Source organism: Peribacillus sp. NPDC056705 (genome assembly GCF_043656335.1).
Window position 1 is genome coordinate 357,660 of record NZ_JBHTYI010000001.1, and the last position, 13,245, is coordinate 370,904.

The 13,245-nt window shown below is 40.3% G+C and carries 10 protein-coding genes; 6 read left to right on the plus strand and 4 right to left on the minus strand.

Annotated features, from left to right (window positions below; translation table 11 throughout):
• Positions 1 to 181 precede the first annotated feature (181 nt).
• Entirely contained in the window at positions 182 to 664 is a 483-nt protein-coding gene (locus tag ACFRAK_RS01675) for a tetratricopeptide repeat protein (protein WP_387704278.1), read from the plus strand.
• Between the two features lie 225 nt (positions 665 to 889).
• On the opposite strand, the gene shc is transcribed toward ACFRAK_RS01675, so the two are convergent.
• The 3 genes from shc to ACFRAK_RS01690 form a co-directional block, all read right to left on the minus strand.
• A complete protein-coding gene (gene shc / locus ACFRAK_RS01680) occupies positions 890 to 2,785 on the minus strand; it encodes a squalene--hopene cyclase (protein ID WP_387704276.1) in 1,896 nt (631 codons plus the stop codon).
• A gap of 168 nt (positions 2,786 to 2,953) precedes the next feature.
• The gene (locus ACFRAK_RS01685) at positions 2,954 to 4,603 is read right to left on the minus strand and encodes a M14 family metallopeptidase (RefSeq protein ID WP_394571203.1); all 1,650 of its coding nucleotides are present in this window, start codon (positions 4,601 to 4,603) and stop codon (positions 2,954 to 2,956) included.
• Between the two features lie 219 nt (positions 4,604 to 4,822).
• A complete protein-coding gene (locus tag ACFRAK_RS01690) occupies positions 4,823 to 5,164 on the minus strand; it encodes a DUF1450 domain-containing protein (protein WP_387604096.1) in 342 nt (113 codons plus the stop codon).
• A gap of 265 nt (positions 5,165 to 5,429) precedes the next feature.
• Here ACFRAK_RS01690 and ACFRAK_RS01695 point away from each other — a divergent pair, with 265 nt between their 5' ends.
• The 5 genes from ACFRAK_RS01695 (at position 5,430) to ltaS (ending at position 12,269) form a co-directional block, all read left to right on the plus strand.
• Complete coding sequence (locus ACFRAK_RS01695) at positions 5,430 to 6,380, plus strand: ABC transporter permease (RefSeq protein WP_387604094.1); 951 nt, start codon at positions 5,430 to 5,432, stop codon at positions 6,378 to 6,380.
• Positions 6,373 to 7,320, plus strand: coding sequence for an iron chelate uptake ABC transporter family permease subunit (locus ACFRAK_RS01700; RefSeq protein WP_387604092.1), 948 nt, complete (start codon positions 6,373 to 6,375; stop codon positions 7,318 to 7,320). The genes ACFRAK_RS01695 and ACFRAK_RS01700 overlap by 8 nt, the downstream gene beginning before the upstream one ends.
• Positions 7,314 to 8,072, plus strand: a complete 759-nt coding sequence (locus ACFRAK_RS01705) for an iron ABC transporter ATP-binding protein (protein ID WP_387604090.1) — start codon at positions 7,314 to 7,316, stop codon at positions 8,070 to 8,072. Before ACFRAK_RS01700 ends, ACFRAK_RS01705 begins: the two co-directional genes overlap by 7 nt.
• A gap of 210 nt (positions 8,073 to 8,282) precedes the next feature.
• Positions 8,283 to 9,227 (plus strand): siderophore ABC transporter substrate-binding protein, encoded by a 945-nt coding sequence (locus tag ACFRAK_RS01710; RefSeq protein WP_483878277.1) that lies wholly within the window; start codon positions 8,283 to 8,285, stop codon positions 9,225 to 9,227.
• A 1,068-nt stretch (positions 9,228 to 10,295) separates the two neighbouring features.
• The gene (gene ltaS, locus ACFRAK_RS01715) at positions 10,296 to 12,269 is read left to right on the plus strand and encodes a lipoteichoic acid synthase (RefSeq protein WP_394571204.1); all 1,974 of its coding nucleotides are present in this window, start codon (positions 10,296 to 10,298) and stop codon (positions 12,267 to 12,269) included.
• A 60-nt stretch (positions 12,270 to 12,329) separates the two neighbouring features.
• Here the strand turns inward: ltaS and ACFRAK_RS01720 are convergent, their stop codons facing one another.
• Positions 12,330 to 12,950: an RraA family protein gene (locus tag ACFRAK_RS01720; protein ID WP_387604084.1), complete on the minus strand. Its 621-nt coding sequence runs from the start codon at positions 12,948 to 12,950 to the stop codon at positions 12,330 to 12,332.
• Positions 12,951 to 13,245 lie beyond the last annotated feature (295 nt).

The following is a 13,245-nucleotide window of genomic DNA, read 5'->3' on the forward strand; positions in this document are numbered from 1 at the left end:
CCTTTTTTTATGCCATTACGGTTCTCAAGCGAAATTAGGGGAAAAGAAGAAACTTTTAGATGAAGAGGCGGGTGGGGGGAGAATAGCTGATGACCTCTGAAAATATTCGCGGTCATGAAGGAGTTAAAAAAGGAATCGCGAATAGGGGTAATAAGGAATCTTATATAATGGAGGAATGTAAATGGGGAATTTGGAAATGGCACTGTCATTACGAGGAAAGAAAGAGTTCAAAAAATCCAATCTATTATTGATGGATCTGGCAAAGCAAAATCCCGTCGATGCAGTCATACAGTATCAGTGTGCCTGGAGTTTGGATATTCTCGGACTTGAGGCAATGGCGGTGCCCTATTATGAAGAGGCACTCAAATTGGGTTTGCCGGAGGAGGATGCAAAAGGGGCCTACCTAGGATTGGGAAGCACATATCGCACCATAGGGGAATATGAAAAATCAAAACAGACATTGGAAACGGGGCTGGCGAAGTTTCCTGAACATAAGGCTTTATTGGTATTCAGGGCCATGGCTTTTTATAATTTGAGCCAACACGATCTTGCAATGGAATCTTTATTGAAGATAATTGCCGAAACCTCTAAGGATCGAGACATACAATCTTATGCTAAGGCCATAGAATTTTATAGTGATAAACTGGATAAAGTCTTCACATAATAGTGATCATCCCCAAACTATCCACAAAGCTTGGATAAAACAAGTCATTCTTACATATCTGAAATGAATTAATCAACAAATATGACGGGGAATTTCTTGCTTTTAACACATTTACGGATAAATGAATGTGGATAACCTCGGATTGTGGATAACTTTCCGGTGTTATTCACCACTTTTCCACAGGTAATCCACATATTCACCTTTATATGATAAAAAAACTGTCAATTAAGTCTTCAGGTATTTTTTATTGTAATGGCTTAAGGCTAAAAGGGGATAAATATAGCGATAGCTATGATAATGCATATACAAAAAATCGGCCATTCCCTGGCCTGCAGGATAATCATTGGTCCAGCTGTCCTGTTGGCCTGCACGGATGAGATAGGCAATGCCTTTTTCCATTTCGGCTGTCGGCTTTTCGGATGCCGATATTAACGCATCCACAGCCCAAGCTGTATGTGTCAGTGTACTTTCTCCGAGGGGGATGTATCGTTGCTTAATATCACTGTAACAAGATTCACCCCAGCCACCATCTTCATTTTGAATTTTCTTCAACCAAGTTAAGGCTTTTTGGATGGATGGATGTCCAGTGGCTTGCCCTGCTGCCTTCATGCCGGTCAGTGCAGACCATGTGCCATATAGATAGCAGATGCCCCAGCGCCCATACCAGGAGCCGTCACGCTTCTGGTCTTCCAATAGCCAATCCACCGCTCTTTTACTGACCTCTTCCGGTATCTTCATATTTATATAGTTCCCTAGGAATTCCAGCGTTCTTCCTGTCAAATCAGCGGTAGAAGGGTCAGTCAGGAGATATTTCGAACCCTCAATAGGAAGAAGATGCAGCCATTTATGATCGTTATTCCTTTCGAAGGCTGGAAATCCGCCATCATCATTTTGCATGGATATCGTGAAGGAGACACCGCGCTCCCAACTGTCCCGATTATCAGGTTTTGCTTGCAGTTGCTTAGCCAGCGCCCGCAGTGAGGCGGTCGTATCATCAACATCCGGATTCATGGTATTGAAATCCGAGAACCCCCAGCCGCCTGGAATCGCGTTAGGATTATGGATCAGCCAATCGCCATACATATAATGCTGGCGTGACAGTAAGTACTGATTGGCGGCCTTGACCGTTGGGTCTTTGGAAGGAATGCCAGCTTCTTGAAGGGCGTAGCTTATTAAGGAAGTATTCCAAACATGGGGCGTCGTGAGCTGGATATGTGTGTGTCCCTCAATGGAGCAGGCCATCCCCTTCAGACCGGCAATGGCCTTTAGAATCACTGGATCCTTTTTCGAATATCCAATTGAAAGGAGGGCAAAGATCATGAAAAAGGTTGAACCGAAATAATTGTACAGTGTCCCGTCTGGTTCCAGCCTGTCGAGCATGAACCTCTTCGTTGAATCCAAGGCTAGGGAATGTAAATAATCGGGATAACCAATCAAAGTTTTGACGCCTGTTTGAAGTTTGGAGAAGAAGGAACGATATTCTTCTGTACGATACTCTTCCCACACATGCTCTTCGGAAAGGTCCTCCCTTGTTTGAAATAATTCTTTTAAACTTGGCGTGTCCGGGGTTTTGATCTGAAACCTTTTATGTCCTAGCAATAGCAATGGAATCATGTTGACCCGCCCATATACGGAAAGATCATAAATGCTGACGAAAAAGGTGGGAGGAAGCAAGACCACTTCGAGAGGAATGGGGAACAGGCGCGGCCATGGATATTGTCCGGTGACAGTAAGCATCATTTTCGTTAACATTTTGGCCTGTTTGATGCCACCCTTGGAAAGAATGAATTGTTGGGCTTTCCTCATATGGGGATCGTTCTTATTGCGGAGTCCGCTATAAAGAAGGCCATAATAAGCCTCGATCGTAACCGTAACATTGCCGTCTTTCTCATCTTGGAATAGTTTCCATGAACCGTTCTCCGTTTGCTTGCTTTCAATTCTTTTTACTAAAGCCTCTATAAGGGCAGCATCTTCCATATCTAAAATTTTCAATAATATGATCATATAGGCATCTGCCGTTATCCCGGTGTCAAAGGGATAATTCCACGAACCATCAGCGGATTGGTCTTGTTTCAGGCGATGAACAAGGCGATTGATTTCCAATTGTACATGTTGGTTCAATGATTTTCCTCCTCTAAAAACACATTTTCCGTTTATATGTATATTCAAAACTTGTCATCGCATTCAAGAAATCATGTCAGGCGCGTCGCCCCACATGAATAAAGGAGGGGGAAACTAAAAAACGCATTGGCAATGAAAGCTGCCAATGCGTCATTTAGATACTATGCATCATTTAATTGGTAAGGAAGATGGCTGCATATAGCGGTAAATCGGCAGTTCTTTTCCTTTTTCAGCCGGGATGAAATTGAATGTCACATAGCTGTCAATGCCTTCAGGTTCGAGGGCAAGGGGGATGAAGTTGGCATCAGGCTGGGCCATGTCGAAAACATAGCTTCCTTTTGGGAAATCCCGGGTTGTTGAAGTGACGGTGGTCGTGATTTCCCTTGTGGAATGTCCGTTTTCCAGTTCAGCGGAAACGTTTAAATCCTTGACACTATAGCTTTCTACAGCTATTTTCATAGGTTTTTTTAATTGTTTAACTTCTACCCCTAATAGCTGAAGTTTCTTGGCGATATTTTTATATTCCGGTGGAAGGATATAGGCTGTCGGACGATCTCTAACAAGGGTAGGGTAGGCATCGGTAGAATCCAGCCAATCGATGGAGGCATCGGCCATTTTAGCTGTTGCTAAATCGACTACTGTCAATTTTTGATCCTTAACCAATTTATTTTCACTTGTGATGACAATTTTATCATGATCATTTGCTTTTCGCCCTTTTTGGACGATTTCAGTTTCGGCCTGTTTAACGGCCTTTTTAACTTTACCGGCCTGTTCGGCTGTCGTTTTGATGAAGGCTGCCTGAGCTGTAGCTTGAGCAAAAACACGTCGTTTAAAATCCGTACGGCCGATGTTGATTCCCCTCGTTTCAATTAAATAGGTCATTGTATTTTTCAAACCGAGGGCGTTTCGGCCAATCCGGGCTTCTGTGCTTCCTTCCGTGGAGGTAAGGACTCCATCATCAGAAGTGGCCAGTGTATAGTAATCGTGGTACGAAAGCTTTTCTTTTTCCAATGCTTTAAAAACATTAGGTAAAAGCAGTTCATCGGAAGCTTTTCGAAGCTGTTTGGGAATATTTAAATTCTTGGCTGAGGAGATGAGTAAATCATAGGAAGCGATCGATCCATTTGCTCCCACTTTTTTCAGGGGAGCGGGATTCACTGTATATTCATGTACATCCAGAATGACTTCCGGTTCATAATCATCGATTGATTGATGAATCGTCTGTACTTCTGGATATTCCACCTTTAAGTAGTCCCTATTAGCATCCATGTCATTTGCGGTATATCGTTTGAAATAATAAGAGCCATCAGGATTGACGCGTGGAACGATGGCAACATTCACTTTATCGAGAACATCACCAAGCTTGCCTTCAGCCAGCCATTGTGCAAGGACTAATGTTGATTCACCTGAAGCGGGTTCATTGCCATGGATCTGACCTTGAATCCAAATCAATGGTTTATGTGAATCCTTATTCGGTCTTTTTGAATCCTTACTGAAAAGAAGCATCGGGATGTCGCGTCCTTCTGTGGATTTGCCTATCGTCTTGAACTGGATGTACTTGTATTTATGGGAAAGGGACTTGATATGATCCAACATTTCTTCCTGGCTCGTAAAGGCGATCTTGTTTTGTTTAAAGGCAGGGGTGTTAAAAGATACATTAGGTTCAGGGAAAAGGTGGGAGAGGTTATCTGGTTGAATGTAGCTTGGACCATTTCCATAATAAGGGGTGAATTCTTCTGCTTCGGCTATGGGGCCAGGCAAACCAGTGACAAGACTTAGTGTTACGGCTGATACGATGGTAGGAATGATTTTTTTCATGGACGTCCTCCTGTCTATCTTTTTCCATAAATTATCATATATTAAGCTATTTATACAGTGAAAACGTAGGAAATAGTGAAAAACAGGAATTAACGACTAGATGAATGATTCCATGCCATGATTCGGAATTCCTTTTAATAGATGTTCATCACCTGTATTCTGTATAATTACAGGTGGAAAGTCAAAATGATACGGATCAAGCAATTTGCTTGGCCCGTATCATTTCAATTCATCATGCAGCTTATTTAAAAGATCCTGTGAATCTTCGCCGCTCATTACGTGGCCGTTCACTTTCGCATAGGGGGTTTTCTTACAAAGTTTACACTCACTCAAACATTCATACTCCTTATATTGAATCATTGGATTCGCCAAGAACTTACCATAATCAGCAACTGTTTTTTCATTAAGGAAGCGGTCAAGATTATTTTGGCAAAATTCAACCTGGATTTTCGCCTTTTTTGAGAACACTTTGGATAGCAAGTTTTTCATCATATCGCTTCTTTCATTGGAAGAGTAAATATTTGTTATTTCGATTTTATCACTTCCTGTAACGAAATGCATGATTGGTTCACCCAAATTCATTACAATATGACTATTGTGAGAATATCAAAGTAATTCCTTTGTATATATTGACACATGTCCGAGAAATGATAGAATAAGAGTTAATGATAATGAATCTCATTATCATGATTGGGAAGACCTTGTAACTATTGCGACTTCATGATTTCCACTTTAATAGGTGACTTTGTGATAGTCTTCATTCAAATATATTTAATTGAAAATATTATCGCTGTATTAAATGAGATAGGAAGAGTAGGAAATGTAGATGAAGATAAGATATTTAGTCATGGCGTTAATTGTTTTATCATTTACGTCATTATTCATTGGAGTAAAAGATATTACTCCCCTGGATTTATTGGATTTAAGTGATGATAAAGTGCAAATCATGCTGCAAAGCCGTTTCCCTAGAATGGTGACCATAGTCATTGCCGGTATCGTGATGAGCATAAGCGGTCTGATCATGCAGCAATTGAGCCGCAATAAATTTGTTTCCCCGACGACTGCTGGAACCATGGATTCTGCACGGCTTGGACTTCTTCTTGCCATTATCATTTTTCCATCGGCAGCACTTATTGAGAAAATGGCATTCGCTTTCATATTCGCTTTGGCAGGTACATTCTTGTTTATGAAAATTCTTGATCAAGTGAAATATAAGGATACGATTTTCATTCCATTGGTTGGTTTGATGTTTGGGAATATCGTCGGATCCATCTCGACTTTCTTTGCTTATAAATATGATTTGATTCAAAGCCTCAACACATGGATGAATGGAGATTTCTCGATGATCATGTCGGGAAGGTACGAACTTATTTATGTAAGTATCCCTCTAGTTATTCTCGCATACTTCTTTGCCAATAAATTCACTGTTGCAGGGATGGGTGAAGAGTTTGCCATCAATCTAGGAATCAATTATAAGTTTATAGTCAATTTTGGGTTGATCATCGTGGCATTATCCTCCACTGTCGTTTTGTTAACGGTGGGAACGATTCCTTTCATAGGATTGATCGTACCGAATATTGTATCCCTTTACCTTGGTGACAATTTGAAAAAGAGTCTTTCTCATACAGCATTGCTAGGGGCCGTATTCCTATTGTTCTGCGATATTCTGGGCAGGATCCTCATATATCCATTTGAAATCCCGATCGGACTCGTGGTTGGTGTGATAGGAAGCGCCGTATTTATCTATCTGATAATGAGGAGAAAGGCATATGAATAATAAAAGTAGGATCATTATATTGGCTGTTCTTGCAGCAGCTTTAACGGCAGGTTATATCTTTTGGGATCTTGGCCCGAATTGGGATTATGCACTGCCGAGAAGGGTTATTAAAATCATCGCCATCATCGTGGTTGGCTGTGCAATAGCTTTTTCAACGGTGATTTTCCAGACGGTCACGAATAATAAAATCCTGACACCGAGCATTTTAGGGTTGGACTCCATGTATATGCTGATCCAAACGGGAGTGATTTTCATCTTCGGTTCAACGCATATCATGATCATGAATAAAAATCTCAATTTCCTGATTACACTTGCGGCCATGCTTATTTTTTCCAGCCTGCTGTTCAAGTTCATGTTCAAGAAAAACCGCAATATTTACTTCTTATTGCTGATCGGTATCATCTTCGGAACCTTATTCGGCAGCATGTCTTCATTCATGCAGGTATTGATTGACCCGAATGAGTTTCAAATCATTCAAAATAAAATGTTCGCCAGCTTCAATAATGTCAACACGGACCTGTTAACGTTAGCTATTATCCTCATGATAGCGGCAATGGTATATTTCATGAGATTTTTGAAATATTTAGATGTCATGTCCCTTGGGAGGGACCAAGCCATAAACTTGGGTGTGGATTATGATTTTGTCACCAAGCGGGTTTTAATCGTCGTTACTGTTTTGATCTCCATTTCGACTGCCCTGATCGGTCCGATCACGTTCCTCGGATTACTTGTTGCAAATGTGGCCTATCAATTCATTAAGTCCTATCAGCATAAACATATCATCCCGGGTGCCATGCTGATCAGTGTGATTGCCCTGGTCGGCGGCCAATTCATTGTCGAGAGGATCTTTACGTTCACCACCACTCTAAGTGTCATCATCAACTTTGTCGGCGGTGTCTATTTCATCTATCTTCTATTAAAGGAGAATAAATCATGGTAGAAGTGAAAAAGTTATTCAAAAAATATAATAGTAAAACGGTTGTCGAGGATGTTTCCATTGAAATAGTGAAAGGGAAAATCACATCCTTCATCGGTCCCAATGGAGCGGGGAAAAGTACAGTCCTTTCGATGATCAGCCGTCTCATTACCCGGGATTCGGGAGAAGTCTTGATCGATGGTAAGGATATGGCGAAATTCAATAGCAATGAACTTGCTAAAAAGATTGCCATCTTAAAGCAGGCTAACCACATCAATATCCGTTTAACGATTCGTGAACTCGTCGCCTTTGGCCGTTTTCCTTATTCACAAGGAAAGCTGACCAAAGAGGATTGGAAACACGTCGATGAAGCGATTGAATATATGGAACTTGCCGACATGCAGGATAAGTTTCTTGACCAGCTTAGCGGCGGGCAGCAACAGAGGGCCTTCATTGCCATGGTTATTGCTCAGGACACGGAATATGTACTACTTGATGAACCCCTGAACAATCTTGATATGAAGCATTCGGTCCAAATCATGAAAGTATTGAGGCGATTGGCCGATGAATTAGGGAAAACGGTCATCATCGTCATTCATGACATTAATTTTGCATCCTGCTATTCCGACTATATTGTTGCATTGAAGGATGGCAAGGTTGTTCATAATGGACCTACCGAGCAAGTCATCAATTCCAATGTATTAAAGGAAATCTATGATATGGATATTGAAATCCAAAGCATCAATGACAATAAGATCTGTGTGTACTTCACGTAAGAACATTCCATTTGGTTTTAAATTACTTCAGTATTCGTAGCCTTCCCGGAATCACCTCATACGCTTCTTAGGCAGTTAAGAGTTGGCGGGCGCCCAAGACTTTAGCCGCCTCCTGTTCATACGGCAGGGAAAGTGATGAAGGTGAACTCTGTGAAGGTGAGGATTCAACATGTAATTTTAAATAAAAAAATTTTCGAGGTGACCATAATGATTAAGAAATTATCCTTACTGCTTTTGGTTGCAATGCTGGCTGTAGTGGCTGTAGCTTGTGGATCAGATAAGGAAAAAGAAGAATCAAGTGCGAAAAAAGAAAATGCTAAAAGCGAAGAAATCACGGTTAAGCACCAACTAGGCGAAACGAAAGTGAAAACAAACCCTGAAAAAGTCGTTGTATTCGATATGGGTGCTCTTGATACTCTTGATAAATTGGGTGTGGACGTAGCAGCTGTTCCTCATGATGGCCTTCCAGAATACCTTTCTAAATATGAAGGTACAACTGAAAATGCCGGCGGATTAAAAGAGCCTGACTTCGAAAAAATCAACGAAATTGCTCCTGACTTAATCCTTATTTCTGGCCGTCAATCTGAAGCATATGAAGAATTAAGCAAAATTGCTCCTACTGTTTTTGTGGGTGTGGATACAACAAAGTATATGGAATCCTTTGAAGAAAACGTAACACTTTTAGGTAAAATCTTCGATAAAAAAGACGAAGCAGCTAAAGAATTGGCAAGTGTTGAAGAAAACATTAATGCTTTGAAAGAAAAAGCCCCAACTGACAAAACTGGTTTAATCGTTCTTTCAAGCGGCGGAAAAGTAAGTGCTTACGGACCGGATTCAAGATTCGGTATCATCCATGATGTATTCGGAGTGCCTGCAGTAGATGATAAATTGGAAGTATCGACACATGGTCAAAGTATTTCTTTCGAATACATCGCTGAAAAGAATCCTGACTACCTATTCGTTGTGGATAGGGATGCGGTTGCCGGTGATGGAGCTGCAGCAAAAGAAACTATTGAAAATGACATTGTGAAAAATACAAAAGCATTTAAAGAAGGTAACATCATTTATCTAGACCCTAACTACTGGTACCTATCAGGCGGCGGTTTAGAATCTGTTGACGCTATGGTTAAAGAAATTTCTGAAGGCATCAAGTAATATAAATAAGGAATCCTGTCCTCGATCGAGGGCAGGATTTTTATTTTTTATAATAAAGCTGGGTGAAACAAATATACTAACAAAGGGACGAAAAGATTTCTTGCAAAACACAGGTAAGCTTATAAGGCGCCACAACCACCATTAAGGGGATTGGAAAAGACAAGACCTATATTCAAGCCTCTTACCGCTGGCTATGGTCATATGGGCTGCTATCGAAAGAAAATAATCCTTCAGCCGATATGGGAAAATTCAGTTTCTTCCTATTATAATGTCATTTGCATCCTTTCCGTTTCCAGGAGGGATTTTAAAATTGTAATTTAAGTGAAATTTGGTAAATTGGATCTTTTATGGATTGTAAATTATCCTGGAAAGTAAAAATATAAACAGAATATGAACATTACTTTCAGGAAAAATTATTTGAAAAAGCTAATTAAATTTGCCGAAGGGGAATGATGTCGATATTACGCGAAACTGATTTGTTGTTTAATGGAATTCAAGGGGTGGCAGGACCCAATAATAAACTAGTCAAACTTTTGAAGGAGTGGATTTTGGATGGGGTATCAAAAGTGCGGAGGAGAGATGCATCCATGTAACCGGCCATCCATTTTTAACTGTCGAATCTTCGGGAAAGAAATCCTGGATCTTTCCATGTCTTTAAACAATTGAAGATTTATATCTTTACATATTTTGTAATGTACTGGTTTTTTTATAAAGAGTCGTTTATAATGGTAAAAGCCTGAAGGACGTGAAACTAATTAGCGACTGTCATCCGCATTCATCACAAAAAGTTACGGTGATATTTATTGGATTAAGACATGGAGTTCCTATATATTTGTTATAGGTGCGCTGTACATTCGAGACGGGCGAAACTCTGTTATTTTTTCAAAGGCTTGTTCATAAGCTAAAGAAGTGTTCTGGATAGAGGAGTTATGGATGTGACAAAAGGTGGTTATCACAATCTTGACTATCCAAGTGAAAGAATGCTATTATAGTGTTTCCGATTTTCCGTCTTTTGTAAGTTTGTAAAAATTTATATAAATAAACCACTAGATTAATAGAGGTGAAAGCATGAATAATTTTCTAAAAAAAAGCCGGCATTTATTTGCAGATAACATACTAGGCTTTTTCTTTATTGCGGTAGTCTTGTTTTGGATAAAAACTTATATTGGATATCGAGTTGAATTTAACTTAGGTATTGAAAATGGCCTGCAGCAGTTCTTACTGTTCATAAACCCAATTAGTTCAGCCATTTTATTCTTTGGCTTGGCACTATTGGCTAGAGGCAAGAAATCGTTTAAATGGATCATCAGGTTGAACCTATTGATGTCCTTATGGCTATTCTGCAATATTGTATACTACCGTTCATTTACCGATTTCATTACATTGCCAACCTTGACGCAAGTGCAAAATAATGCAGGGGATTTGGGGCCGAGTATTTTAGAATTATTTAAACCCCATGATGTACTTTATTTCCTTGATACGGTTCTTTTGATCGTGTTGTACAGATTCAAAGACTTTAAAGTGGAAGACTTCAAAGTCAAACGCCGTACAGTTGGAATGGTTTACCTAGCGGGACTTGCAATTTTCGCAATCAATTTGGGACTTGCTGAAAAGGATCGCCCGCAATTATTATCAAGAACATTCGACCGGAACTATATCGTCAAATATTTGGGCATGTTCAACTATACGGTTTATGATGCCGTTCAGAATACTAAAACATACGCTCAGCGTGCGACTGCAAACAGCACGGATATCGCAGAAGTCGTCAACTATACGAAGGCAACAAGCGCTGAACCGAACCCTAAATATTTTGGTGCAGCCAAAGGTAAGAATGTTATCTACCTGCATTTGGAATCGATGCAGAATTTCCTGATCGATTATAAGTTGAATGGGGAGGAAGTAACTCCATTCTTGAACTCACTTGCACATGATAAGTCAGATTTCATGCGCTTTGATAATTTCTTCCATCAAGTGGGCCAAGGTAAAACGGCGGATGCTGAATTCATGCTTGAAAACTCCCTGTTTGGTTTACCACAGGGGGCAGCATTCACAAACCGTTCCCAAAATACGTATCAAGCAGCACCAGCGATTTTAGGACAACAAGGATACACATCGGCTGTGTTCCATGGTAATTATAAATCTTTCTGGAACCGGGATAATATGTATAAGTCTCTTGGTTTTAATCAGTTCTTCGATGCAAACCATTATAATATGGAAAATAAAGAGGAAGTACTAAGTTATGGATTAATGGATAAGCCTTTCTTCAAGGAATCGATTCCAATGTTAGAAACGCTTAAACAGCCTTTCTATACAAAATTCATAACGGTATCTCATCATTTCCCATATTCGATGGACCAGGAAAAAGCAACAATCGGTAAGCATACGACAGGCGATGCTTCCGTAGATAATTACTTCCAGACTGCACGCTATGCCGATGAGGCGCTTAAAGAGTTTTTCGATTATCTGAAGGAATCCGGTCTATATGATAACTCGGTAATCGTTATGTATGGTGATCACTATGGTATTTCCGAAAACCATAAAGAAGCCATGTCAAAAGTGCTTGGCAAGGATGTTGGCGCATTTGAGAATGCCCAATTGCAACGTGTACCATTATTGATTCATGTTCCGGGTGTTGAAGGCGGGGAAATGCACCAATACGGAGGACAAATCGACCTTCTCCCGACTCTATTGCATCTGTTAGGAATCGAATCTAAAGATTATGTACAATTCGGTTCGGATTTATTGTCAAAAGATCATAATGAAGTGGTACCTTTCAGGAATGGTGATTTTGTTACACCTGATGTCACTTCCATTAAAGGTAAATACTACGATACTAAAACAGGGGAATTGGTCGAGGAAAATGATGATATCCTCAATTATAAAAAGAGAGCTGAAACGATGCTCAATTTATCCGACCAAGTAGTGAACGGTGACTTACTCCGTTTCTATACTCCAAATGAGTTCAAACCGATAGATCCTAATGATTATGATTACACATATGATGAAGAAGGTTCAAAGGAAGACGACAAGACCGAGAAATAAGGCTAATGAAAAGAACAGGCAGGAAGCCATCGCTTCCTGCCTGTTCTTTTATGCGTCAGATCATGCTTTATTGGTCATCATGGCAATATACTTTCTTATTTCATCAGGCTTCCCTGCATATTTTTCAGCACGCTGTTCATCTTTCATGATTTTATCCTTTGCTTTGGTAAGGATTTCTTCACCCATGGCTTGTGGCACGACCACGACTCCATCTATGTCCCCTATGATAAGGTCCCCTGGAAATACGGTGACACCCCCACAGGAAATGGGGATATTGATTTCGCCTACACCTGCTTTGCCGCTTGAGGCAACCGTCGTCCCTTTGCTGAAAACAGGAAAATTCAACTCTTTAATGGCTTCAAGATCGCGAATGACTCCATCTACTACGAGGCCGCCAATTTCCATGGTCTGCATCATGCCGACTACGAAGTCTCCTGCTATAGCCCGGTATGTATCACCTTTGCTGTCAACGACAATTATATCCCCAGGCCTTGCTTGGCCGATTGCTTTTAACACGGCTGAATTATCACCGACGGGCATCTGTACAGTCAAAGCTCGTCCGGCCATATGAAATTCTTCCTTTAAGGGTTTAATCGCTGATTCCAGATTGCTTAGCCCTTCCATTGCATCGGAAATCGCCGTGGTGGGCAAATTCCTGAACTGTTGAATGAGAGTATCCATGACTATGATTCCTCCTTAAGAGTTAATGAATATAACCTAATTATACACAAATTTTCTAATTTTCTAATAGTTTTCCATTTGATAAAATGGTGAATGTAGTGTATTCAATGGATAAAGGGGAGGGAAGTGCTGATGTCACAAGAGGGTTCAAGCCAAATTCCTTTTTAATCAATCGATTGATTAAACTTAAAGTCCATGATTATGAAGAGTTTGAATTTAAGTGTGCAGATTTTTAATTCAATGCCGTAATTTCAGAAGAGCGGAAATAGTGTTTTCCACTGTATATACTTCCATA

Excerpts from the sequence above, each read along its gene's own strand:
- ACFRAK_RS01675 (WP_387704278.1), top strand. The coding sequence starts at position 182 with ATGGGGAATTTGGAAATGGCACTGTCATTACGAGGAAAGAAAGAGTTC.
- ACFRAK_RS01685 (WP_394571203.1), bottom strand. The coding sequence starts at position 4,603 with ATGAAAAAAATCATTCCTACCATCGTATCAGCCGTAACACTAAGTCTT.
- ACFRAK_RS01690 (WP_387604096.1), bottom strand. The coding sequence starts at position 5,164 with ATGCATTTCGTTACAGGAAGTGATAAAATCGAAATAACAAATATTTAC.
- ACFRAK_RS01695 (WP_387604094.1), top strand. The coding sequence starts at position 5,430 with ATGAAGATAAGATATTTAGTCATGGCGTTAATTGTTTTATCATTTACG.
- ACFRAK_RS01700 (WP_387604092.1), top strand. The coding sequence starts at position 6,373 with ATGAATAATAAAAGTAGGATCATTATATTGGCTGTTCTTGCAGCAGCT.
- ACFRAK_RS01705 (WP_387604090.1), top strand. The coding sequence starts at position 7,314 with ATGGTAGAAGTGAAAAAGTTATTCAAAAAATATAATAGTAAAACGGTT.
- ltaS (WP_394571204.1), top strand. The coding sequence starts at position 10,296 with ATGAATAATTTTCTAAAAAAAAGCCGGCATTTATTTGCAGATAACATA.
- ACFRAK_RS01720 (WP_387604084.1), bottom strand. The coding sequence starts at position 12,950 with ATGGATACTCTCATTCAACAGTTCAGGAATTTGCCCACCACGGCGATT.